The 22,501-nt window shown below is 71.4% G+C and carries 26 protein-coding genes; 13 read left to right on the plus strand and 13 right to left on the minus strand.

Features of this window, described 5'->3' with window-relative positions; all coding sequences use genetic code 11:
• Nucleotides 1-71: 71 nt before the first annotated feature.
• The 4 genes from C8E87_RS05850 to C8E87_RS05860 are packed head-to-tail and all read left to right on the plus strand — an operon-like array spanning nucleotide 72 to nucleotide 1,795.
• Nucleotides 72-854, plus strand: a complete 783-nt coding sequence (locus C8E87_RS05850; protein WP_133872125.1) for an Rv1486c family protein — start codon at nucleotides 72-74, stop codon at nucleotides 852-854.
• Nucleotides 847-1,338, plus strand: coding sequence for an NUDIX domain-containing protein (locus C8E87_RS05855; protein WP_133872126.1), 492 nt, complete (start codon nucleotides 847-849; stop codon nucleotides 1,336-1,338). The genes C8E87_RS05850 and C8E87_RS05855 overlap by 8 nt, the downstream gene beginning before the upstream one ends.
• A complete protein-coding gene (locus C8E87_RS43510; protein ID WP_166660991.1) occupies nucleotides 1,338-1,490 on the plus strand; it encodes a hypothetical protein in 153 nt (50 codons plus the stop codon). Before C8E87_RS05855 ends, C8E87_RS43510 begins: the two co-directional genes overlap by 1 nt.
• 5 nt (nucleotides 1,491-1,495) lie before the next feature.
• A complete protein-coding gene (locus C8E87_RS05860; RefSeq protein ID WP_133872127.1) occupies nucleotides 1,496-1,795 on the plus strand; it encodes a hypothetical protein in 300 nt (99 codons plus the stop codon).
• Here C8E87_RS05860 and C8E87_RS05865 read toward each other — a convergent pair.
• Nucleotides 1,780-2,646 carry a L,D-transpeptidase gene (locus tag C8E87_RS05865; RefSeq protein ID WP_239080740.1) on the minus strand — a complete coding sequence of 289 codons (867 nt, stop codon included), beginning with the start codon at nucleotides 2,644-2,646 and terminating at the stop codon, nucleotides 1,780-1,782. The two genes, C8E87_RS05860 and C8E87_RS05865, sit on opposite strands and share 16 nt — an antisense overlap.
• A 230-nt stretch (nucleotides 2,647-2,876) precedes the next feature.
• Between C8E87_RS05865 and C8E87_RS05870 the strand changes: the two genes are divergently transcribed.
• A complete protein-coding gene (locus tag C8E87_RS05870) occupies nucleotides 2,877-3,407 on the plus strand; it encodes an alpha/beta hydrolase (RefSeq protein WP_133872128.1) in 531 nt (176 codons plus the stop codon).
• 7 nt (nucleotides 3,408-3,414) lie between these two features.
• On the opposite strand, the gene C8E87_RS05875 is transcribed toward C8E87_RS05870, so the two are convergent.
• Both C8E87_RS05875 and C8E87_RS05880 read right to left on the minus strand, forming a co-directional pair.
• Nucleotides 3,415-4,884 carry an aminopeptidase P family protein gene (locus C8E87_RS05875; RefSeq protein WP_133872129.1) on the minus strand — a complete coding sequence of 490 codons (1,470 nt, stop codon included), beginning with the start codon at nucleotides 4,882-4,884 and terminating at the stop codon, nucleotides 3,415-3,417.
• 98 nt (nucleotides 4,885-4,982) lie between these two features.
• Nucleotides 4,983-5,630: a hypothetical protein gene (locus C8E87_RS05880; protein WP_239080741.1), complete on the minus strand. Its 648-nt coding sequence runs from the start codon at nucleotides 5,628-5,630 to the stop codon at nucleotides 4,983-4,985.
• Nucleotides 5,631-5,735: 105 nt separating this feature from the next.
• On the opposite strand from C8E87_RS05880, the gene C8E87_RS05885 reads away from it, so the two are divergent.
• Nucleotides 5,736-6,674, plus strand: a complete 939-nt coding sequence (locus tag C8E87_RS05885; protein ID WP_133876655.1) for a carbohydrate kinase family protein — start codon at nucleotides 5,736-5,738, stop codon at nucleotides 6,672-6,674.
• Here the strand turns inward: C8E87_RS05885 and C8E87_RS05890 are convergent.
• The 4 genes from C8E87_RS05890 to C8E87_RS05905 are packed head-to-tail and all read right to left on the minus strand — an operon-like array spanning nucleotide 6,646 to nucleotide 9,146.
• Nucleotides 6,646-7,056, minus strand: a complete 411-nt coding sequence (locus C8E87_RS05890) for a thioesterase family protein (RefSeq protein WP_133872130.1) — start codon at nucleotides 7,054-7,056, stop codon at nucleotides 6,646-6,648. The two genes, C8E87_RS05885 and C8E87_RS05890, sit on opposite strands and share 29 nt — an antisense overlap.
• Before the next feature lie 9 nt (nucleotides 7,057-7,065).
• On the minus strand, nucleotides 7,066-8,424 hold the full coding sequence (locus tag C8E87_RS05895) for a PH domain-containing protein (RefSeq protein ID WP_133872131.1): 1,359 nt from the start codon (nucleotides 8,422-8,424) through the stop codon (nucleotides 7,066-7,068).
• Entirely contained in the window at nucleotides 8,421-8,915 is a 495-nt protein-coding gene (locus tag C8E87_RS05900) for a PH domain-containing protein (RefSeq protein WP_133872132.1), read from the minus strand. Before C8E87_RS05900 ends, C8E87_RS05895 begins: the two co-directional genes overlap by 4 nt.
• Before the next feature lie 9 nt (nucleotides 8,916-8,924).
• Nucleotides 8,925-9,146 (minus strand): hypothetical protein, encoded by a 222-nt coding sequence (locus tag C8E87_RS05905; protein WP_133872133.1) that lies wholly within the window; start codon nucleotides 9,144-9,146, stop codon nucleotides 8,925-8,927.
• Nucleotides 9,147-9,402: 256 nt separating this feature from the next.
• Here C8E87_RS05905 and C8E87_RS05910 point away from each other — a divergent pair, with 256 nt between their 5' ends.
• Genes C8E87_RS05910 through C8E87_RS05920 form a run of 3 tightly spaced genes read left to right on the plus strand, consistent with a single transcriptional unit; the run spans nucleotide 9,403 to nucleotide 12,442 of the window.
• Nucleotides 9,403-10,521: an AAA family ATPase gene (locus tag C8E87_RS05910; RefSeq protein ID WP_133872134.1), complete on the plus strand. Its 1,119-nt coding sequence runs from the start codon at nucleotides 9,403-9,405 to the stop codon at nucleotides 10,519-10,521.
• Nucleotides 10,503-11,495: a DUF58 domain-containing protein gene (locus C8E87_RS05915; protein WP_133872135.1), complete on the plus strand. Its 993-nt coding sequence runs from the start codon at nucleotides 10,503-10,505 to the stop codon at nucleotides 11,493-11,495. The genes C8E87_RS05910 and C8E87_RS05915 overlap by 19 nt, the downstream gene beginning before the upstream one ends.
• Complete coding sequence (locus C8E87_RS05920; protein WP_133872136.1) at nucleotides 11,492-12,442, plus strand: 26S proteasome regulatory subunit RPN10; 951 nt, start codon at nucleotides 11,492-11,494, stop codon at nucleotides 12,440-12,442. Before C8E87_RS05915 ends, C8E87_RS05920 begins: the two co-directional genes overlap by 4 nt.
• Before the next feature lie 34 nt (nucleotides 12,443-12,476).
• On the opposite strand, the gene C8E87_RS05925 is transcribed toward C8E87_RS05920, so the two are convergent.
• The 5 genes from C8E87_RS05925 to C8E87_RS05945 form a co-directional block, all read right to left on the minus strand.
• A complete protein-coding gene (locus tag C8E87_RS05925) occupies nucleotides 12,477-13,385 on the minus strand; it encodes an IS982 family transposase (protein ID WP_133876609.1) in 909 nt (302 codons plus the stop codon).
• A gap of 493 nt (nucleotides 13,386-13,878) precedes the next feature.
• Nucleotides 13,879-14,859 carry an alpha/beta hydrolase gene (locus C8E87_RS05930; RefSeq protein WP_133872137.1) on the minus strand — a complete coding sequence of 327 codons (981 nt, stop codon included), beginning with the start codon at nucleotides 14,857-14,859 and terminating at the stop codon, nucleotides 13,879-13,881.
• Between the two features lie 105 nt (nucleotides 14,860-14,964).
• Complete coding sequence (locus C8E87_RS05935; protein WP_133872138.1) at nucleotides 14,965-16,242, minus strand: HNH endonuclease signature motif containing protein; 1,278 nt, start codon at nucleotides 16,240-16,242, stop codon at nucleotides 14,965-14,967.
• A 64-nt stretch (nucleotides 16,243-16,306) separates the two neighbouring features.
• On the minus strand, nucleotides 16,307-16,954 hold the full coding sequence (locus C8E87_RS05940; protein WP_133872139.1) for a response regulator: 648 nt from the start codon (nucleotides 16,952-16,954) through the stop codon (nucleotides 16,307-16,309).
• Nucleotides 16,951-18,240 (minus strand): sensor histidine kinase, encoded by a 1,290-nt coding sequence (locus tag C8E87_RS05945; protein WP_239080587.1) that lies wholly within the window; start codon nucleotides 18,238-18,240, stop codon nucleotides 16,951-16,953. The genes C8E87_RS05940 and C8E87_RS05945 overlap by 4 nt, the downstream gene beginning before the upstream one ends.
• Nucleotides 18,241-18,327: 87 nt before the next feature.
• Here C8E87_RS05945 and C8E87_RS05950 point away from each other — a divergent pair, with 87 nt between their 5' ends.
• The 4 genes from C8E87_RS05950 to C8E87_RS05965 are packed head-to-tail and all read left to right on the plus strand — an operon-like array spanning nucleotide 18,328 to nucleotide 21,651.
• Nucleotides 18,328-19,032 carry a beta-ketoacyl-ACP reductase gene (locus C8E87_RS05950; protein ID WP_133872140.1) on the plus strand — a complete coding sequence of 235 codons (705 nt, stop codon included), beginning with the start codon at nucleotides 18,328-18,330 and terminating at the stop codon, nucleotides 19,030-19,032.
• Between the two features lie 26 nt (nucleotides 19,033-19,058).
• Nucleotides 19,059-19,826, plus strand: a complete 768-nt coding sequence (fabI, locus tag C8E87_RS05955; protein WP_133872141.1) for an enoyl-ACP reductase FabI — start codon at nucleotides 19,059-19,061, stop codon at nucleotides 19,824-19,826.
• A 20-nt stretch (nucleotides 19,827-19,846) separates the two neighbouring features.
• Nucleotides 19,847-20,872, plus strand: a complete 1,026-nt coding sequence (locus C8E87_RS05960; protein ID WP_133872142.1) for a ferrochelatase — start codon at nucleotides 19,847-19,849, stop codon at nucleotides 20,870-20,872.
• Nucleotides 20,818-21,651: an HAD-IIA family hydrolase gene (locus C8E87_RS05965; protein WP_438866169.1), complete on the plus strand. Its 834-nt coding sequence runs from the start codon at nucleotides 20,818-20,820 to the stop codon at nucleotides 21,649-21,651. Before C8E87_RS05960 ends, C8E87_RS05965 begins: the two co-directional genes overlap by 55 nt.
• Here C8E87_RS05965 and C8E87_RS05970 read toward each other — a convergent pair.
• Complete coding sequence (locus tag C8E87_RS05970) at nucleotides 21,591-22,493, minus strand: SDR family NAD(P)-dependent oxidoreductase (RefSeq protein ID WP_133872144.1); 903 nt, start codon at nucleotides 22,491-22,493, stop codon at nucleotides 21,591-21,593. The genes C8E87_RS05965 and C8E87_RS05970 overlap by 61 nt on opposite strands.
• Nucleotides 22,494-22,501 lie beyond the last annotated feature (8 nt).

The raw sequence follows: 22,501 nt of genomic DNA on the forward strand, positions 1-22,501 counted from the left end.
TGCGTTGAGACACGGCGTTTCTGACTCTCCGGCCGAGACAGAGTTCCCGGTGGGCACGTACCCTTGCTCGCATGTCCCCCGCAGCCGATGCCGCAACCCGGGTTGCGCGGCGCTCGACCCGGTTCGTGGCCTGGGTGCGTGCCTGGCGCGCCGGTCTCGTGCCGTTCGACGAGCTGCCCGACGAGATCGCCCGCGACGAGGAGCACCTGGTCGCCGACGCCCCCGGCACCTGGACAGACGTGCCGCTGCCGCAGGGCCTGCCGGTGTTCGCCAAGGTGCACCCCGACGACATCCGTCTCGTGCTGCCCGCCCCCGGCGACCCGCGCGGCCTGCCCGGCCCGGGCCCACTGACCGGCGCGGCCATGCTCACGGGCGAGGCCGTGATGACGCCCACGTTCGGCTTCGTGCCCGAGGTGCGCCGGCACGTGTCCGGCTCCGGCGTCGAGTTCGAGACGGTGCAGTGGCGCTACTTCCCGGTCGAGGAGTACAAGCCGGTCTTCCAGATGGGCGCGGCCGAGGCCGAGAGCGAGCTGACCCTGGCGCTGAGCGAGGCGACCACCCAGCTCACCAAGCTCGACGTGGCCCAGTGGAAACCCGAGCTGGCCGGCGCCCTGCAACAGTTGCGCCGCCCCGAGAGCACGGCCACGTTGCCGCCCGGCTTCGATCCGCGGGCCCGCCGCCTGTTCGCCCGCGCCTCGGTGCTCGACCAGGTGCTCGCGCTGGCCGAGACCAACGCCCCCGGCGGCGCCGTCAACGGATACGAGGCACAGCAGCGCGATGCCGCCCTGCGCCCGCTGCTCACCGCGTGCCGGCAGGCGCTCGTGGCGGCCTGCAACTCGCCGCTGCATGCGTGACCGCTTCCAGCACTGCACGTTCTGCGGCGCCCGCTACACACCGGGCCAGCCGTGGCCGCGCCGCTGCGCCGCCTGCGGCGAGACGTCCTATCGCAACCCCACGCCCGTAGCCGTGGCCGTCCAGCCCGTCGGAGACGGCCTGCTTGTGGTGCGCCGCGCCATCCCGCCCGCCGTCGACCAGCTGGCGTTGCCGGGCGGGTTCATCGACTACGGCGAGTCCTGGCAGGACGCGGCAGCCCGCGAACTGCGTGAGGAAACGGGCCTGACCGTCGACCCCGCGACGGCCCAGCTGTACGACGCGGTCAGCGCGCCGGACGGGACGCTGCTCATCTTCGCGCTCTTCCCGGCGTTGGACTCGGCTGCAGGCATGCCTTTTGCCGCGCCGAACGACGAGACCCACGGCTGGGAAGTGCTGCCGGGCCCTGCCGAGCTGGGCTTCAGCATCCACACCGCGGTGGCCGCACGGTTCTTCGCCGTACGTTGATGACGTCCATCCACGAGTGGCCGACCAGGCCGGTGCGCGCGATGCAGGACACCCCGGCGCAGGTGATCAGCCCGCTCGGCGAGACGCTGCTGCAGACGCCGCCGGCGGTGGCATTGTTCGTGACCGTGGCTTGGCTTCGCGGCTTACCGTGACGGGCATGCGGAAGCCGGAACTGGACGAGGAGCAGCGGGCCGAGGCCGGCCGGGTCAGCGCGCTGATCGAGCAGCTGGGCCGGGCCGACGACCACTCCGACGCGCTTCCGGCCGTCCGCGCCATCACCCGCGACGGCCTGGTGCTGGGGGACGTGCTCGGCGACTATCTGCACCGGGTGGTCAGCGGCGGGCAGGCCGGCACGATCTCGTACTGGCCGGTGCTGGAGCTGCTACGGGCCGCGGGCGCCGACGAGGAGCGGGCCGCGGCCAAGGCTCAGTGGCTGCGGGGCTACTCCACGACGTGAACCACTGTGCCCGGCCCGATGTGGCCGAGCAACGTCCGCTGGACCTTCGGCGGCATGCGGACGCACCCGTTGGAGACGCTGCGACCGAACGCCGACTCGTCCCGCCACGCGTGGATGGCCGTATGCCCGTTGCGCAGCGAGGCCGACAGGGCGTCCCGGTCGTCGGGCACCGCGCCGAGCACGATCGCGTCGAGACCCGCGTACGCGTGGCCGTGAGTGATCGTGCGACCCATGACGAACGTCCGGCCCAGCGGTGTGGGGGTGCGGGACGAGCCGACCGCCACCGTCCAGGCGCCGTGTTCCCGGCCGCCGCGCCGCCACGTGAGGCGGCGTTCGCTCAGGTCGACGATGAGCTGGTCGGGCAGGGTCCGGGGCTTCCACCCGTGCGGCGGGAGCCAGCCGACGCGCCGGTTCACCGAGGGCAGCAGGACGGCGGCCCAGCCCTGGCGGCGCTCGACGATCGGGACCGTCACGGGGAGGCCGCTGATCGTGGGGTCGAGGAAGGCCCGGGGCACGCCGCCGGGCGCGTCGTAGACGGCCAGTCTGCGTTCGGGGTGCAGGCCGTCCCGTACGGGGATGGTTGACCTGGGGGTTTTGTCGGGCTGGAAACCCTGGGGCTCGTCCCAGTAGTTCACGATCGGCAGGTTCCTGGGGGCGGCCTTGGGCACCAGCCGGGGCTGGGGGTGTGGCTGCGGCTTGGGCTTGGGCTTCGGCTGCTGCGCCGCCGGGATCTGGCGGGCGGCGAAGACTCCCGCTCCCGGCTCGTCGTCCGTGAGCTGCGCCAGGGCCGGGGTCGCCGCCAGGGCGAGCAGGAGCAGGCCGGCCGTGGCAGCCTTCCGAGCGCTGGGCATGCCCGCCAGGCTAACCGCCACCACCCGAAAAATCACCGCATCCAACACTCATCCGGATTTGTCGGGTTTGCGCTGTACTGCCACCGCCTCCCCCGCCCACCCTGGGTCGTTACGGCGACGGTACGCCCTTGTCAAGCCCGGGGCTTTCGGTTGTCCACAGGGCGTCGTGTGCCTTTTGCGGCCCGTCCACAGGGACCGCGTCACCCGCGTACGGCTGGCACACTGTCGCGATGGCACGCAAGGCGATCATCTTCCACGGCACCGGCGGCAGCCCCCACGTGGCGTGGTATCCGTGGCTGGCCGCCCGCCTGGCCGCGCGCGGCTACGCCGTCGAGGTGCCGCACTACCCCACGGTCAACGTCGAGCCGATCGCCGAGTTCCTGCCCAAGGTGCTCGCCGCCCACACGTTCGACGAGCAGACAGTGCTGATCGGGCACTCGGGCGGGGCCGCGCTGCTGCTGGCCCTGCTCGAGCACGTCACCGTCGACCAGGCCGTCCTCGTCGCCGGCTACTGCACGCCACCCAACGACGAGGACGAGCCCGTGCTGCAGCCCGCCTACGACTGGCGGGCCATCCGCAGCCATGTCCGCGACCTGTATTTCATCAACTCGCGCCTGGACCCGTACGGCTGCGACGAGCACCAGGGGCGAGCGATGTTCGACCGCCTCGGCGGCACCCAGATCGTCCGCGACGACGGCCACTTCGGCGACCACGACCAGGCGTACGACGAATTCCCCCTGGTCGACAAGCTGGTTGACTAGCCCATGACTAGCCCGGCAGGCGCGGGCCCGCCTCGCGCTGGGACGCCATCCACGCCTCGACGTCGGCCGACGAGCGGGGCAGCCCGGCCGACAGGTTCTTGTACCCGTCGCCGGTCACCAGCACGTCGTCCTCGATGCGCACGCCGACGCCCCGCAGCTCCTCGGGCACCAGTTCGTCCTCCGGCTGGAAGTAAAGGCCGGGCTCGACGGTGAGCACATAGCCCTCCTGCAGCGGCCCGTCCCGGTACGCCTCGTTGCGCGCGTTGTTGCAGTCGTGCACGTCGATGCCGAGCATGTGCCCGAACCCGTGCAGCGTCCACCGGCGGTAGACCGTGCTCTCCTCGCTCATCGCCTCGTCGACGCTCACCGGCAGCAGGCCCAGGTCGTTCAGCCCTTCGGCCAGCACCCGCATGCAGACGTTGTGCACGTCCTTGAACAGCACGCCCGGCCTGATCGCGTCCATGCCGGCCTGCTGCGACGCGTGCACGATGTCGTAGACCTGGCGCTGCAGCGGCGTGAACTGCCCCGACACCGGCACCGTGCGGGTCACGTCGGCGGTGTAGAAGTTGTCGCCCTCGACGCCCATGTCCATCAGCAGCAACTCGCCCGGCTTGGTGACGCCGGTGTTGCGCACCCAGTGCAGGATCGTCGCGTGCGCGCCGGCGCCGACGATCGAGCCGTAGCCGACGTCGTTGCCGTCGTGCCGCGCCCGCAGCCCGAACACGCCCTCGAGCAGCCGCTCCTTGACGGGGCGGTCGGCGGGCAGCACCCGGGCGACGTCCTCGAAGCCGCGGACGGTCGCGTCGATCGCGGCCTGCAGCTGGGCGACCTCCCACTCGTCCTTGACCAGCTTGAGCTCGCTGAGCACCCAGGCCAGCTCACGGTCGCGGGGCTGTTCCCGGTTCGGCTCGTACGCCAGGACGGCCCGGTCGACCGCAGGGTCGAGCCCGCGCAGCACGCGGGTGCGCCCGGGGGCGGAGCCGGCCAGCGCCGAGCCGAGCTCGCTCAGCGGGGCGGTCTCGACGCCGAGCTCGGTCGACTTCTCGGAGAGCGTGTGCGTGCGCCCGATCCACAACTCGCCGTTGCGGCTGCGGAAGAACGCGTCGGTGTCCTTGGAGTTGCGCTGACGCGTGTAGAGCACCGCATCGTGCCCCGAGCCGGTGGGCCGCAGCACGAGCACGCTGTCGGGGTCACGGTCGCCGGTCAGGTACACGAAGTCGCTGCCGGGGCGGAACGGGTAGTCCGTGTCGTTGGCGCGGACCTTCTCGTTGCCGGACGGAATGATCAGCGTCTCGCCCGGGAAGGCCTCGGACAGCGCGTCGCGGCGCTTCTCGTAGTTCGGCACCTCGGGCAGGGGGGTGACGGCCAGCGGGTCCTCACGCCACCCGCCCCGCATGAACTGCAGGAAAGCCTCGGGGAAGCCGGGGTCGTGGGTCTCCGTCTTGGCCGCGGGTTGCGCTGCCTTCTGCTCGGCCATGGTGCCGCCTCCCAAAGATCTAGCCGTGGACGACACTGGGCCGCCGATCCGCCCACGACGTTACCGCCTGCCCCTGACCGGACACACGCCCGGCAACCTCAGCGCTCGGGCAGTGTCAGGCACGCCACACGCGGCCCCGCGGTCCCGGCCACCCCGGCGGCCGTCTTGGTCGTCTGCGCGTGCAGGATCAGCGAACGCGCCGGCTTCCCCGCCGGGAACGTCCACTTCACCAGCGCCGCCGACGACGCCTCCCCGTACCCGTCGACCGTGAAGTCGAGCCACACCTCGTTCTTCGGGTTCGCGTACGCCGGGTCCACCGACGGCTTCGACGGGTCGGCCCGGTGCTGGTAGTGCGGCCCCGCGGCGTCGGGCACGGCGGTGCACGGCATCGTGTGCAGGTGGGCGCCGTAGGCCCGGCGGGGAATCAGTCCAGCGGCCACGAGGCGTACCTCCATGGCCTCTTGATTCTGCGAGATCGCCACCGAGGCGGTCGCTCCCGGCGGCACCACGGCGGGGTCGTACGTGATGGCCGTGGAACCCGGGCGGAACGGCAGGAACGTCCCCGAGGCGACCGTGTCGGGGTTCCACGACCCGGCCGGCGACGGGCTGGGCGCGCCCTCGAGAACGGTCCAGGACGAGGCGGAGGCGGTCATCGAGACCGGGGTGACCGGTCCGACCTCCACCGCGTTCGTGCAGCCAGCGATCATGATCAGGGGAAGAGTCAGAGCCAGTGCGCGCAACAACATCCCGAGATCATCCCAAAAATGGACATACAGGGCGAGCACTGGCGCTGCGCGTTCCCGGGCGGAAGGCTGTTCAGCATTACGGCGGGGTTACAGGAGGAGCAGGCAATGGGCTATGCGGTGGTGCTCGGCGAGGCGCTGATCGACCTCCAGGAGGCCGAGCACGACGGCGAGGTGGTCTACCGCCAGGCGATCGGCGGCGCGCCGCTCAACGTCGCCGTCGGCGCGACCCGGCTCGGGGGCCAGGTGCAGTACGTGGGTTCGCTCAGCGACGACGTGCTGGGCAACCGGATCGCCGGGTTCCTGACCGAACGCGGCGTCGGCACGGACGGCGTCAAACGGGTGCCGGTGCCGACCACGCTGGCGGTCACCACGTTCGTGGGGGCCGAGCCGACGTTCACCTTCTACGGCGAACCACCCTCGTACGCGCTGCTCGGCCCGGGCGACCTCGACACGGCCACGGTGGCCGGGGCCGACGTCGTCTACACCGGCTCGATCAGCCTGCTGCGCGAACCGTTCCGGGCTGCCGCCCGCGCCGCCTGGGCGACCCCCGGGCCGCTGCGCGTGTTCGACCCGAACGCACGGCCCACCCTGCTGCCCGACGGCGCCGCGGTGACCCACCTGCGGGAGCTGTCGGAGGAGTTCTTCGCCACGGCAGACCTGGTCAAGCTGAGTTCGGCCGACGCCGAGGTGCTCTACGACGGCGCGGCGCCCGAGCAGGCCGCCGAACGCATCCGCGGCCTCGGGGCAAAAGCCGTCGTGGTCACCGCGGGCTCGAAGGGCGCTTACATCAACGCCGCCGACGGCGCCACGATGCTGGCCGCGCCCAAGGTCGACGCGGTCGACGCGACCGGCGCCGGCGACTCGGTGATGGGCGCCCTGGTTCGCCGCCTGCTCGCCGACGGCCTCCCCAAGGACCTGGAAGGCTGGCAGCGCAACGTGCAGTTCGCCCTCAACGTGGCGGCGCTGGTGTGCGAACGCCGCGGCGGGGCCGTCGCGATGCCGACCGCCGGCGAGGTCAGCGCCCGATGGCCTTCTCAATACTGAGCGCCTTCTCGATGAAGCGTTGACGGTCGAGCACCGCCCGCTCGACCCGCACCTCGGCCACCAGCGTCTCGCCCTCGCGCACCACGACCTCGAAGTACAGCTTGCGCCCGTCGACCTTGGCCAGCGTGGCCAGCGCGTACACCTGGCGCCCGACCGGTGTGGGCGCCAGGTGTGCGATCTCGGCGCGCACCCCCACCGTGGTGATCCCGCCCGGGATCAGGCGGGCCGTGGCGGCCACGGTGGCCGCCTCGGCCAGGGCCAGCACACGCGGCGTGCCCAGCACAGGCACGTCGCCCGAGCCGACCGCCTGGGCGGTGTCGGCGTCGGTGACGGTCAATTCCACCCGGGCGCTGAGACCGGGCGAGAACTCCGGAAGCTCCATCCCCCGAGCTTAGGGTGTCCGCGGCCCACGGGCGTGGCACGCCCGCACGGCCAATTCGGCGGCCAGCGCGTACGCCTCGGCGAGATCCCTGTCCTTGGCCTGCCCGGCCCGCCCGCGCGCGGTGTCGGCGTACACGGTGGCCAGGCCGGTCAGCCGCTGCAGCGGGCCCTGCACCACCCGTACGCTCTGCAGCCGCGCGTACGGCACGATGTGCATCTCGCGGGTCAGCAGCCCCCAGCGGGACACGAACACCTCGGGGGTGAGCCCCACGCCGATCGACCGCAACGAGAACGGGTTGAGCCAGCGGGCCCGCGGCGGAGGCGGCGACGTGGCCAGCGTGGCCAGGTCGACCCCGGGCAGCACCTCCCACACGAGCGCCCGCGCGGTCGCGAAATCCCCCACCGGCAGCAGGCGGTCGGAGCGCTTCGCGTCACCGTTGCCGGGCTCACCCGCGTACCCGGCGATGTCGAGACGCAGATGCAGCCAGCCCTGCCCCCGCCACAGCAACGGCCAGGTCGCCCCGACGGCCTGCACCCGGTTCAGCGGCACCACCTGGCTGCGCGTCTCGAGCAGGCCGTAACGCACCGCGAGCCGGCCCTCCGGGTCACGGGCGAGCCGGAAATCCCAGTCCTGCAACACCCGGCGTACGGGCTGCAACAGCACACCCGCCATGGCGGTCACCGTGCTGGCGATCCCGATGAACGTCCACGACCCCTCCAGCACGAACTGCAGCACCACGAACGCCACACCGACCGGCAGGAAGAACGCCTGCGGGGTGAGCAGCTGGCTGACCACCAGATCACGGTTCCTGACCCGCAGGAGCGGGCGTTCGAGGGCGGGCACGGTGGGCGCCTCGGCGTCCGGGTGGCCGGTGGGTTGCGCTTCCATGCCCCCCGTACGCCCGGCCAGCCGCAGAAGCCGCTCCCGAAGGGCCCCCGCCTCCCGCACCGTCAGGTACGCCAGCGGGGCCTCGGTCTTGCCCCCGCCGATCACCTCGAGGCGCAGCTCGGCCAGACCGGTGAGCTGGGCCAGCAGCGGCCGCCGCAACTCCACCGCCTGCAGCCGTTCGAGCGGGATGGCCCGGTTGCGCCGCCACACCACTCCGTCGGAGATGCGCAGCTCACGACCCACGACCTGATAGCCCGTGGTGAGCCAGCCGACGATCGAGAACAGCACGACGCCGACCGCGATGACCGCCACCACGATCGCGAACCGCTCCAGCCCCACCTGCGACAGCGTCTGCCAGGACAGCGCGGCCACGATGACGGCGATGCTCTTGGCCCCGTGCAACAGCGGGCTCAGCGGGTGGAGGCGGCGGCGCGGCTCCGGCTCCGCGACCGCCGTGCCGGGGGGCTCGGTGGCTGTCACAGTCCCTCGGCCCGGTCCTCGCCGAGCGCGGTCAACCTGTCACGCAACCGGGCCGCTTCGGCCGGCGGCAGCCCGGGGATGCGGGCGTCGCTGGCCGCCGCGGCGGTGTGCAACTGCACGGTGGCCAGCCCGAACGCCCGTTCCAGCGGGCCCGCCGTCACGTCGACGAACTGCATCCGCGCGTACGGAACAATCGAGAGCCGCCGGATGAGCAGGCCGTGCCGCACCAGCAGGTCGTTGTCGCGCTCGGCGTAACCCCAGGCGCGTACGGCCCGGACCGTGACGAACGAGCGCCAGATCGCGTTCGCGACGACCAGCGCGATGCCGAGCTGCCACAGCCAGTGGCCCTGCAGCACCAGGCCCACGCAGAGGCCGGCGACCACAACAAGGGTCCAGGCCCAGCGGACGATCAGCTCCACTGTGATCAGCTTGGGCGAGACCGGGCGCCAATCCACGGTGTCGGGCCAGGGCGTGAGGGCGTCGACGGTCACGCTTCGACCCTACGAGATCGGCGCGTCGGACGCTGCACCGAAGGGCGTCACTTCGCGCAGGAATCCGCGGACGTCGAGGAACTGACCCAACGTCGTACGGTGATCTTCGCAGGCCAGCCACGTTTTCCGGTAATCCGGGGTGTGCAGCTTGGGGTTGTTCCACAAAAGCTGCCAGGTGGCATCCGCGCGGCAACCTTTGGAGGAGCACTGCGGATAAGAAGGGCCGTCCATGGCATCCAGAGTATTGAGCGCCGGGCGACCACGGGGGAAGCCGCCCGGCGACGTGGAGAATGTTACACGCTTGCGGGCCCGGCGCATCCTCCCGGCGTGGGTGCCCGTTCCGGCGTATCGCGCAGAAAGATCGACACCTCCGGTCCATGGCCAGGCGCCCCGGCGAAGCGTAAAGCGACACCAGGAGCACGCTCTCAGGTCGGTCGTGTAAGTCTTGAGCGTCGGCAGACGACTTTTCGACCGCTGTGGAGGACCGGTGGCTCAGCCGCTAACGCCCGAGACCGAGACGACTTCCGGCAGCGGCGCGCCCGTACCGCCGGCCCAGGACGCGTCCCAGCTCGAGCGCGCCATGTTCGAGGTCAAGCGGGTGATCGTCGGCCAGGACAGAATGGTCGAGCGGATGTTCGTGGCGCTGCTCGCGCGCGGGCACTGCCTGCTCGAAGGCGTGCCCGGCGTGGCCAAGACGCTCGCCGTGGAAACCCTGGCCCGGGTCGTGGGCGGCTCGTTCTCCCGCGTCCAGTTCACGCCCGACCTGGTGCCGGCCGACATCGTGGGCACCCGCATCTACCGCCAGTCGAGCGAGAAGTTCGACGTCGAACTGGGCCCCGTCTTCGTCAACTTCCTGCTCGCCGACGAGATCAACCGCGCCCCGGCCAAAGTGCAGTCGGCGTTGCTCGAGGTGATGGCCGAACACCAGGTGTCGATCGGCGGCCAGAGCCACGAGGTCCCCACCCCGTTCCTGGTGATGGCCACGCAGAACCCGATCGAGCAGGAAGGCGTCTACCCCCTGCCCGAGGCGCAGCGCGACCGCTTCCTCATGAAAATCCTGGTGGGCTACCCGACCGACGCCGAGGAACGCGAAATCGTCTACCGGATGGGTGTGAGCGCCCCCGAGCCCAAGCCGGTCTTCACCACCGAGGACCTGCTGGGCCTGCAACGCCGCGCCGACCAGGTGTTCGTGCACAACGCGCTGGTCGACTACACCGTACGGCTGGTGCTGGCCACCCGAGCCCCAGCCCAGCACGGCATGCCCGACGTCGCCCAGCTCATCCAGTACGGCGCCAGCCCGCGCGCCTCGCTGGGCATCGTCCGCGCGACCCGGGCGCTGGCGCTGCTGCGCGGCCGCGACTACGCGCTGCCCCAGGACGTCCAGGACATCGCGCCCGACATTCTGCGGCACCGGCTCGTCCTCAGCTACGACGCGCTGGCCGACGACATCCCGGCCGACCACATCGTGGCCCGCATCATGCAGAGCGTCCCGCTGCCCTCGGTGGCCGCCCGCCAAGGCACCTCGCCCAACGGCGTCCACCCGGCCGCCCCGGTCAGCGGCGGACCGCAGCCCCAGACTGGTGCGCAGTGGCCGGCCCAGCACTGATCCCCGACGCCGGCACCGCCCGGGCCGACGCCGTCCTCTCCCGGCTGCAACTGCTCGTCACCCGCAAACTCGACGGGCTGCTCCAAGGCGACTACGCGGGCCTGCTCCCGGGCCCGGGCAGCGAAGCCGGCGAATCCCGCGAATACCGGCCCGGCGACGACGTCCGCCGGATGGACTGGCCGGTCACCGCGCGCACCACGCTGCCACACGTCCGCCGCACCGTCGCCGACCGCGAACTCGAAACCTGGATGGCGATCGACCTGAGCGCCAGCCTCGACTTCGGCACGGCCAAGATGCTCAAACGCGACCTGGTGCTGGCCGCGGCCACGGCAATGGCGCATTTGACCGTGCGCGGGGGCAACCGCATCGGCGCTGTCGTGGGCACCGGCTCCGCTGCCGCAGCGCCCCCCGCGGGCCGCTTCCGCCGCAAACGCGCCCCCGAGACCCCGGCCACCCCCACCGTCGTACGGATGCCCGCCCGCCCCGGCCGCAAAGAGGCCCAAGGTTTGCTGCGCGCGATCGCTCACACCCAGATCCGGCCCGGCCGCGCCGACCTGGGCGAACTGGTCGACCTGCTCAACCGGCCGCCGCGCCGCCGGGGCGTGGCCGTCGTCATCTCCGACTTCATGGCCCCCGTCGACGGCTGGTCCCGGCCAGTCCGCAAACTCGCCGTCCGCCACGACGTGCTGGCCATCGAAGTCGTCGACCCGCGCGAACTCGAACTGCCCGACGTCGGCGTGCTCACCCTGGCCGACCCCGAGACCGGCGCGCTGCACGAAGTGCAGACAGCCGACCCCGCACTGCGCCGCCGCTACGCTGAGGCCGCCGCCGAACAGCGCGGCGCGATCGCCGGGGCCCTGCGCGCGGCCGGCGCCGCCCACCTACGCCTGCGCACCGACACCGACTGGCTGCTGGACGTGGTCCGATTCGTGGCCGCCCAGCGACACGCACGCACCCGGGGGACAACCCGATGATCCGCTTCCTGGAGCCGTGGTGGCTCCTGGCAGTCCTGCCGGTCCTGGCCCTGGCCGGCCTGTACACGTGGCGGCAGTTCCGCAAACGCCACTACGCGATGCGCTTCACCAATGTCGACCTGCTGCGCACGCTCGCCCCCAAAGGCCTGGGCTGGCGCCGGCACGTCTCGGCGGCCGCGTTCCTGCTGTCGCTGCTGACCCTGGGCACGGCGCTGGCCCGCCCCTCGGTCGACAAAGAGGAACCGCTCGAACGGGCCACCGTGATGCTGGCCATCGATGTTTCGCTGTCGATGGAGGCCGACGACGTCGCGCCCAACCGCATCGAAGCCGCGCAGGAAGCGGCCAAGGCGTTCGTCAACGAGCTGCCACCCACGTACAACCTGGGACTGGTGTCCTTCGCCAAGGCGGCCAACGTGCTGGTGCCGCCGACCAAGGACCGCTCCCAGGTCACCTCCGCGATCGACGGGCTGACGCTGGCCGAGGCGACCGCCACCGGTGAGGCCGTGTTCACGTCGCTCGACGCCATCCGCGCCGTCCCGGCCGACGGGGCCGACGGCGCTCCCCCGGCCCGCATCGTGCTGCTCTCCGACGGCTACCGCACGTCCGGCCGCTCGATCGAGGACGCGGCGTCGGCGGCGTCCCAGGCCAACGTGCCGGTCTCGACGATCGCGTTCGGCACCGACACGGGCGTGGTCGACATCCGAGGCGCCCTGCAGCGGGTGCCGGTCGACCGGTTGTCGCTGCAGCAGCTCGCCGAGAACACCGAAGGCCACTTCTACGAGGCGGCCTCGGTCAACGAGCTCAAGCAGGTGTACGAGGACATGGGCAGCTCCATCGGTCACCGGGTGGAGCCGCGCGAGGTCACCCAGTGGTATGCCGGGGTCGCGCTGCTGCTGGGGCTGGTGGCGGCCGGTCTGTCGCTGCTGTGGACGTCGCGTCTGCCCTAGATCGTTGACCGGAAATTGTGTGCTGGTGGCGGGGTTAGTGGTCGTAGGCGATTAGTGAGCGTTTGACCGGTGCGTCGATGGTCCAGTTGTGCCAGATCACGGCGTTGAGGGCGAGGAGGCGTTGCAGGACGCGGGTCCAGAGTCCGGCGGGGACACGCGCGTTGTGGTGTTCGAGGCCGAGCTGGTTTTTCAGGGTCCAGATGATCGCTTCGATGCGTTGGCGCAGCCAGTTCGGGAACGGGCGCGGGGTTTTCTCGTCCCGGCGGGCCGGGCGTACCAGGGTCAGGTCCAGGTCGTCGAGGAATTCTTCGACGTCGGCGCCGGAGAGGCCCTTGTCGGTGACGATGATGCTGCCGGGTTCGGGCCGGTTGATCGGCTGGCGGGTCAGGGTCTGGCGGGTCTGTTCGCGTTCGCCGGCCAGTTTCGGGTTCGCCAGGCTGAACCCGGTGACCGTGCCGTCCGGGGTGGTGATCAGCAACAGTTTCGTGCCCCAGTACCAGCGGGAGTGCGCTGATTCGTAGCCGTAGCCGGCGTAGCCGAACAGATCCGAGCGTTGCGCGGTGGTCTTGGACTGCCCGCACCCGATCGGTGTGGCGTCCATCAGGCGCAGCGGTTCGGCGCTGCCCGGTGTCCGCCCGGCGAGCCAGCGCAGGGCTGCTTCGAACAGGTCGGCTGCGTTCTTGAGGCGTTCGTTGTATTCGCTTTGGCTCAACAGGCGGGGGAACAAATGCCCGACCCTGCCCGGCGCGGCACGTAGCCAGTGGTGTTCGTCGTTGTAGCGCAGCAGAACCTGCGCCACCGCCAGGCAGCACAGTTCCGCGTCGGTGACCAGCGGTGGCCTGCCAGGTCCCCGCCGGGCCCGGCGGGGGCGTGAGGCCGGGATGATCCGGTCGTCGAGTTCCACGTACAGTGCGATCAGAAGAGTGTCCAGGTCGGCGTCCAACACGGCTTCCTTGTGAGGTTCGACGTTCGGGTAAGCAACGCCGATCATGGACACTCTTCGTCTTTACGTCACGAACCCGGCCGTGCGTGTCTCCACCAGCACCGAATTTCCGGTCAACGATCTAGGGCATGCTGTGCGCGAGGACGAACAGCACCACCACGTACATCGCGGCGACGGTGAAGGTGAGGGGCGCGATGAGCTTCTTCATCGGGGGCTTCTTCCGCTCGTGAGTGGCGTTTCAGCGCACGTCACGTCGCGGCCGGCACCCACACATCCGGCGTCGCGGCGCACACGACCGGCCCGGCACACGCGAGGGCGCACCGGTGGATGCGGGGCGGAAAGGTCCTGGGTCAGCGGTCAGGCGCGCTGACAGACGGCCCGGCCACGACTAGGAGGATCGCTATCTCGCACAGCGATCACCTCCCGCGAAGTCGTCGGCATCAAGCCGTCGTCGGCATCAGAACCGCCCGGAACTGTACCCCTTAAGCGCCGCTTAAGAAACGCGCCCCCACGACTCGTGGTGAGCACCACCCGAGAGGACGACATCGCCCACGGCCTTCAAGGTCACGCTCCCCGGCACGAGATAGAAGTCGTGCCCCGCCACCCCGTCGGTCGGCAGCTCCCGGGCGCCGAAACCCGCCGAACTGGGCTGCGGCCCCAGCCCCAGGCCGAGCACGCGCACCTGCGGGATGCGGCGGATCCAGTCCGTCGGGGCCAGCGCCGACCAGACCCGGGCCCCGCCGAGGTCGCCGGCGTGGTCCACCCCGATGCCGGGCGCGCCGAGTGTCACGACGTCGCGAACCTCGGGCAACCGTTCCGCGGCCAGCCCGACCACGACCGAGCCGTAGCTGTGCCCGATCAGCGTCACCGCGGCGTCCGGTCGCCACCGCAGCAAGTCGCGCACGAAGGCGGTGAGCGCGGCCGCGCCGTCCCTGGCCCGGCCCTCGGTCGCGGCGGCGAGACCGATACCCTCTGGCGGGTCGTAGCCGAGCCAGGCGATGACTGCGGTGTCCGGGGCGCGCATGCTCAGCGCCGCGTACAGGTTGCGGGCCTGCGCCCCGGGGGCGCGGCGCGGCACCCCGCCGAGCCCGCGGTCGAAGTCGGCCAGCGTGGTGTCGACGCCGGGCACCAGGATCGCGAGCCGGGTGGCGTTGGCGAGGTCGCCGAGCACTTCGACGGCGCGTCCGTCCCCGGCCGGGTCGAACTGCAGGAACTGGCGGCCCTGGGCGGCCCAGCCGGCGTACGGGCAACCGGCGGCCAGCATGCGAACGGCGGTTTCACGGTAGGCCACCCTGTAGACAGTGGCGGCCTGAACGGGACCGCCGTTGGGCAACGTGGACCGCGGCGGGAAGCCGGTGGCGGCCGGGCCGGCAGCAGCCGGAGCGACGACAGCCGGACCAGCGACGGTCAGCACGACAAGGCTGGTCGCTGCGACGAGGCCGGCGAGGGCAAGGGCGAGCGGCAGGATTCGCATGGCCCGGAGCGTCGGGCCGAAGTGTGCCCCGGATCGTCACACCACGGACCGCTTTGCCGCGTGCTACTCCGGTATGAGTCGTCGGCCCCAGCACCGAGCCGGTCCCTATAACCGCGGGTGGTACAGGTTGCGGCGGGCTCGCCGTTCGGGGTCGACGTCGGCCGGTGGGATGAACTCGGGCCGCTGGTCGGCGCCGAGCCGCACCTGCCACCCGGCTGCCGGGTCGTGGATCAGGCGGTGGTGGCGCCGGCACAGCAGCACCAGGTTTTCCAGGCTGGTAGCTCCGCCTTCGGCCCATCCGACGACGTGATGAGCATCGGTCCAGCGGGGCGGCCGGTCACAGTCGGGAAAGGCGCAGCCTCCGTCTCGGATGGCCAGCGCCCGCCGAAGCGCGCCGGTGGCGAGGCGGTGGCTGCGGCCCAGATCGAGGATCTGCCCGGCCCCGCCCATCACCACTGGCAGGATTTTCGCGTCGCAGGCCAGCCGCCGCGCGGTGACCGCCGAGAACCGCAGCCCGGTGTCGCTGGTGGCCGGGCCGAGCGCTCGGGTGAGCGGGTCGAATCCGACGGTCACGGCCACCTGGGCCGGTTCCCCGCCGCTTTCCGGCAGTTCACCGGTGCGCAGCGCGAGGCGGCAGACGTCGACGAGGGCGTCGGCACGGCGCTGGGCCGGGCTTCGCTTGTCGTCCGGGGCGGGAGTGCACAGCGGGTGCAGAGCGGCCTGCACCGCGGCCGCGTCTTCCAGGCCGAGCCGCCCGGACAGCAGGACCAGCCCGGCGACCGGGGTCGACATGGTGAAACCCCGGGCCTGGTGGGCGCGCGCTTCCTGCCGGGCCAGCGCGAGCTCGTCGGCCCGCTCGGCCAGGTGCGGGGCGACGTGGACGAGGATCCGTTCGCCGATCCGCCGGAGCTGGTAGGCGGGCAGCCGCGCGGCCATGTCGACCATGGTGTTTGTCGCTTGCTGGACGAGGTCGTCGCTGGGCTCGCCGAGCTCGGCCAGGCCCTCGGCGACGGTGTCGGCCGCGGCGGCGATCACCGTCGCCTGGCGGGCGTCCAGTTTTCCTTCGATCAGGGCTTGTTCGACGGCGGGCTGCCGGGCCAGCGCAGCGGCGCGTTCGGCCAGTTCGCGCGCCGGCCCGGGATCGAGCAGGAGCCGCGACCGGAGCCAGCCGGCGGTGTTGCGGGCGCCGGCCGCGGCGGGCAGGCCGCGGGTTTCGGCCTGCCGCACGAGCCGCTGCTGCAACGCCGCCGCAGCCTGTTCCAACCGGTAGGCCGCGGCCAGGCAGTCCCCGGTCTCGTCGTCGCTCAGCGGCCACAGCGGAGCCGCGGCGAGCTTCGCCGCTTCCTCACCCAGCTGCAGCACGTCCTCCAACACGGCAGCCATCTTCGAACATCCGTACGACAAATCCCGGGTCCGAGGAGATCGACATCCACCATCTGAAACCGCGTCAGGAGGGAACGACCAGCCCGGTCTCGTACGCGAAAACGACAGCCTGCGCCCGGTCGCGCAGGTTGAGTTTGGCCAGGATGCGTCCGATGTGGGTTTTCACGGTCTGCTCGGCCACGATCAGCTCTTCGGCAATCTCCTGGTTGGACCGCCCGCGGGCGATCAGCAGCAGCACGTCGGTCTCGCGCGGCGTGAGAGCGTTGAGCGCGGCCGGCCGGGGCCGGTCGGCCGGCGGGCGGGCGGCGAACTCGGCGATCAAACGGCGGGTCACCTTGGGCGCGAGCAGGGCCTCACCGGCGGCCACGACCCGTACGGCGTTGATCAGGTCGGCGGCCGGGGCGTCCTTGAGCAAGAAGCCGCTCGCGCCCGCGCGCAACGCCGCGTACACGTAATCATCCAGGTCGAAGGTGGTCAGGATCAGGATCTTGGGGCCGCTGTCCTGCAGCCGGCGGGTGGCCTCCAGCCCGTCCATGACCGGCATGCGCACGTCCATCAGCACCACATCGGGGCGCAGCTCGCGAGCCTGGGCCACAGCCGCCGCGCCGTCGGGGGCGTCGCCGACAACGATCATGTCGGGCTGGGCGGCGAGCAACGCGCCGAAGCCTTCGCGCACCATCGCCTGGTCGTCCGCGATGAGGACTTTGATCACTGCTGCTCCCCCCACGGCAGATTTGCCCGTACGACAAAATGGCCGTCCTCGGCGGCGGCGGTGAGGGTGCCTCCGAGCAGTTCGGCCCGTTCGCGCATGCCGGCCAGACCGTGCCCTTTGCGGGCCGCGACGGGCCCGGTCAGCTTGTTGCGAATGACCAGCTCGAGCCGGTCGGGACCGCCGTCGACGTCGAGCGTCACCGCCCCGCCGGGCGCATGCCGGGCAGCGTTGGCCAGCGCTTCCTGCACGATCCGGTAGGCCGTGAGCTCCGCAGCTCCCCCACCCAGGGTGGGGACCCTATCGGTTTTCGCCAAGGCGGGCGTCGCGTTGTCCACAGGCTCGGCAGCGCACGCCGAGTTGTCCACAGCCCCACGAGAGAACCCGGACGTGTGGTACGTGACCTCGACCCCCGCCGCCCGCGCCCCCGCGATCAGGTCCCCGAGCTGCGCCAACCCCGGCTGCGGCTCGAGCGGCGCCTCCCCTTCCTCGGCCCGCAGCACCCCCAGCAGCCGCCGCATGTCGGTCAGCGCCTCCCGTGCCGCGTCCGCGATCGTCGCGAGCTCCGCCTTCGCCGGCTCGGACAGTTCGCCCACACGGTAGGGCGCGGTCTCGGCCCGTACGGCGATCATCGACATGTGGTGGGCGACCACGTCGTGCATCTCGCGAGCGATCCGTGTGCGCTCCTCCAGGACTGCCCGTTTGGCGCGTTCAAGTTCGGTCAGTTCTTCCTTCTCGGCGAGCAGTGCCCGCGTACGCCGTCGCCGGGACACGATGTCGCCGAGCGCCCCGATGGCCACGAGCAGGACCGCAGCACCCCAGGCGTTCGCGTACGGGGCGTACACGAACACCGGGATCAGGCTGAACGCGACCGCCCAGAGGGTCAGGCCGGAGCTCTCGGCGATCGCCAGCCGGCCGATCACGACGAGGAAACCGAGGATCTGCACGGTGTTCCACGGCCAGGACTCCTTGGGGTCGGCCATCACCGAGCCGACGAAGAGCATGAGGAAGGCGAGCCGCCACGCGATCACGGGAAGACGGAGAGTGATCACGACGGGCAGCACCGACCCGGCGGCGATGAGCACCACCATGAGGTCGTTGAGGGGGCGGGTGTCGGCCAGGTTCGCGCCGGCCACGAGACCCAGGCCGCTCAGCCCCAGCAGGCCGAGGGGCAACGCATAGTTCCAGAACCGGCCGTACGGGACGGGCCGGGCCGGTTCCCGTGACCAGAACAGGCGCCTGAGCGGCCCCGTGGCGTTGCGCCGGGTCACCGGGCCGATAGTCTCCACCCCGGCAGGTTACGGCGGTACGACGCCGCCGTCGTGCCCCCGTGGTGCCAGCCGGCACCCCCTACCTGGGTATGAGGAGCGAACGTCGTGGCGCGCACGGTATTGGTGACAGGCGGCAACCGGGGCATCGGCCTCGCGATCGCGCGGGCGTTCGCCAAGCAGGGCGACCGGGTCGCGGTCACGCATCGCGGCAGCGGCGCGCCCGAGGGCCTGTTCGGGGTGCAGTGCGACATCACCGACCCGGCGCAGGTCGACGCGGCGTTCACCGAGGTCGAGAAGGAGCTCGGGCCGGTGGAGGTGCTGGTGGCCAACGCCGGCATCACCGATGACACGCTGTTGCTGCGGATGAGCGAGGAGCAGTTCGAGCGGGTCGTCGACACGAACCTGAAGGGCTCGTTCCGGGTCACGAAGCGGGCCAGTTCGAAGATGCTGCGGGCGAAGTGGGGCCGGATCATCTACATCTCGTCGGTGGTGGGGCTGTACGGCGGCCCCGGTCAGGTGAACTATGCGGCGAGCAAGGCCGGCCTGGTCGGCATGGCCCGCAGCATCACCCGTGAGCTGGGCAGCCGCAACATCACGGCGAACGTGGTGGCGCCCGGGTTCATCGAGACGGAGATGACAGCGGTCTTGTCCGAGGCGCGGCAGGCAGAGATCATCAAGGCGGTTCCGGCGGGCCGGCTCGCCAGTGCCGACGAGGTGGCGGCCGCGGTGACCTTCCTGGCGAGCGACGCCGCCGCGTACATCAACGGCGCGGTGATCCCCGTTGACGGCGGCCTCGGCATGGGCCACTGAAACCGTACAGAAGGAGAAAAACCACCGTGTCTGGACTGCTGGCCGGCAAACGGCTGCTCATCACCGGCGTGATCACGGACGCCTCGATCGCGTTCTCGGCGGCCAAGATCGCTCAGGAGAACGGGGCGACCGTCGTGCTGACCGGTTTCGGCCGGATGTCTCTGGTCGAGCGGATCGCGAAGCGTCTCCCGGAGCCCCCGCCGGTGATCGAGCTCGACGTGACCGACTCCGAGCACCTGGCCGCGCTGCCCGACCGGGTGCGTGAGCACGTCGACGGGCTCGACGGGGTGCTGCACTCGATCGCGTTCGGGCCGCAGAGCGTGCTGGGTGGCGAGTTCCTCAACGCCCAGTGGGAGGACGTGGCCAAGGCGCTGCACGTCTCCACGTATTCGTACAAGTCGCTCGCCGTGGCCTGCCTGCCGCTGATGCAGGCGGGCGGCAGCGTGGTCGGGCTGACGTTCGACGCGACCAAGGCGTGGCCGGTCTACGACTGGATGGGCGTGGCCAAGGCGGGCCTCGAGTCGGCCAACCGTTACCTGGCGCTGCACCTGGGCCAGCGGGGCATCCGCAGCAACCTGGTCAGCGCCGGCCCGCTGCGCACGATGGCGGCCAAGTCGATCCCCGGCTTCGAGCAGTTCGAGGAGGCGTGGGCCGACCGGGCGCCGCTGGGCTGGGACCTGCACGACACGTCGGCGGCCGGCAAGGCGATCTGCGCCCTGCTCTCCGACTGGTTCCCGGCCACCACGGGTGAGGTTGTGCACGTCGACGGGGGCTACCACGCGCTGGGGGCTTGAGCCGGTGGAATAGTGGACGGGTGGTTTACGACGCCTTCGTCCTGCTGTCCTTCGGTGGTCCCGAGAAGCCCGATGACGTGATGCCGTTCCTGCGCAACGTGGTGCGGGGGCGGGGAGTTCCGGACGAGCGCCTGGCCGAGGTGGCCGAGCACTACATGCACTTCGGCGGCGTCTCGCCGATCAACCAGCAGTGCCGGGACCTCCTCGCCGCCGTCCGCGCCGAGTTCGCGGGCGCCGGGATCGACCTGCCGGCGTACTGGGGGAACCGGAACTGGCATCCGATGCTGGCCGACACCGTGGCGCAGATGCGCGACGACGGCGTCACCCACGCGCTCGGGTTCGCCACCAGCGCGTACGGCGGCTATTCGTCGTGCAAGCAGTACTGGGAGGACATCGCGGCGGCCCGGGCCAAGGTCGGTCCGGGCGCGCCGGTGATCTCCAAGCTGCGCCAGTTCTGGGATCACCCCGGTTTTGTGGAGCCCCACGCCGATGCCGTACGGGCGTCGCTCGCGACCCTGGACGAGAGCCGTCGCGCCTCCACGCGTCTGGTGTTCACCGCGCACTCGATCCCGTCGTCGATGGCCCGCACTGCCGGTCCCGACGGCGGGCGCTACGAGGCCCAGCTCAACGAGACGGCCCGCCTGGTGCACGCGGCCGCCGCGCCCGAGCTGTCGTGGGACCTGGTGTGGCAGAGCCGCTCCGGCCCGCCGCAGGTGCCGTGGCTGGAACCCGACATCAACGACCACCTCGAGTCGCTCGCGGCGCAGAACGTCACCGATGTCGTGGTGAGCCCGATCGGGTTCGTCTCCGACCACCTCGAGGTGATCTGGGATCTCGACAACGAGGCGGCCGACACGGCCAAGCGGCTCGGCCTGGGTTACGCCCGCGCGGCGACCCCCAACGTCGACCCGCGTTTCGTCTCGATGGTGCGGGAGCTCGTCCAGGAGCGGACCGGCCGCGCACCCCTGAAGAGGCTCGGTACGCTGCCGGTCTGGGACGACTGCCCGGTCGCCTGTTGCCCACCCCCGCAGCGACGAGGAGCATGATGCCCGAGCGCAAGGCCATCGAGAGCTGGCTCACCGACATGGACGGCGTGCTCGTCCACGAGGGTGTGCCGGTTCCGGGCGCCCCCGAGTTCGTGCAACGGATGAAGACGTCCGGCAAGCCGTTCCTGATCCTCACCAACAACTCGATCTACACGCCGCGTGACCTGCAGGCCCGGCTCCACCGCATGGGCATCGACGTCCCCGAGCAGTCGATCTGGACGGCGGCGCTGGCCACGGCCCAGTTCCTTTCCGGTCAACGGCCCGGCGGCACGGCGTACGTGATCGGTGAGGCCGGCCTGACCACCGCCATGCACGCGGCGGGTTACGTGCTCACCGAGTTCGACCCGGACTACGTGGTGCTGGGCGAGACCCGTACGTACAGCTTCGAGCAGATCACCAAGGCGATCCGGCTGATCGGCGGCGGGGCCAAGTTCATCTGTACGAATCCCGACGCGACCGGCCCGTCGAACGAGGGCGCGCTCCCCGCCGCGGGCTCCGTCGCGGCCATGATCTCGAAGGCGACCGGCGTCGAACCGTACTTCGTGGGCAAGCCGAACCCGATGATGATGCGCTCGGCGCTGAACACGATCGAGGCCCACAGCGAGTCCACCGCCATGATCGGCGACCGGATGGACACCGACGTCCTGTGCGGCCTGGAGGCGGGCCTGGAGACGATCCTCGTGCTGACCGGCATCAGCACCCGCGCCGAGGCCGACCGCTACCCGTTCCGCCCGTCCCGCATCGTCAACTCGGTGGCCGACCTGATCGACGAGATCTGAGGCAGGTCCAGGCCGGTCAGGTGGGCGGAGAGCTGCCAGAGCCTGGCCGCTTCGGGGGCGTCGGACGGGTACTCCTCGGTCAGCGCCAGGTCGCGGCAGAAGGCGCCGCCTCGCGTCACCGGGGTCACCGCGGCCCAGAGCGGGGTGGCGGCGCCCTGTTCGGCGGTCCGGAAGAGGCCGGGCCGCGCGTTGCCGTCCTCGTCGATCCAGCCGGCTTCGACCATCTCGGCCTTGGTGAGGTGGCGCTGCAGCGGGCTCAGCACCCAGCCGGGGGTCGCCGAGAACGCCCGTACGCCGGACGGCGCGCCCAGCCGGTCGAGCTGGTGGGCGAAGAGGATGTTGGCCAGCTTGGACTGCCCGTACGCGGCCCACTTGTCGTAGCCGCGGGTGAAGTGCACGTCGTCCCAGCGGATGCGCTCGTCGGGGGATCGGCCCGAGCCGACCATCACGACCCGCGCCCCGCCCGCGGCCAGCAGCGCCGGCCACAGGTGCATGACCAGCGCGTAGTGGCCGAGGTGGTTGGTGGCGAACTGCGCCTCCCATCCGGGGCCGACCCGGGTCTCGGGACAGGCCATGACGGCGGCGCTACCGATGACAATGTCGGCCCGGCTGACCGTGGCCGCGAACGCGCGTATCGAGGCGGGATCGGTGAGGTCCATCGGCCGGACGTCGAGGACGGCGTCGGGCCGCGGCCGGCGAGCGGGCACGATCACGTGGACGCCGGCGGCGGCGAGGGCGCGGGCAGCGGCCTGGCCGATTCCGGAGGCGCCGCCGGTCACGACGGCGGTCCTGCCGGTGAGGTCGATTCCGGCGAGCACGTCGGCAGCGGTCGGAGCAGTCATGTCTCCGC

The organism is Paractinoplanes brasiliensis (assembly GCF_004362215.1).
Lineage (GTDB): Bacteria > Actinomycetota > Actinomycetes > Mycobacteriales > Micromonosporaceae > Actinoplanes > Actinoplanes brasiliensis.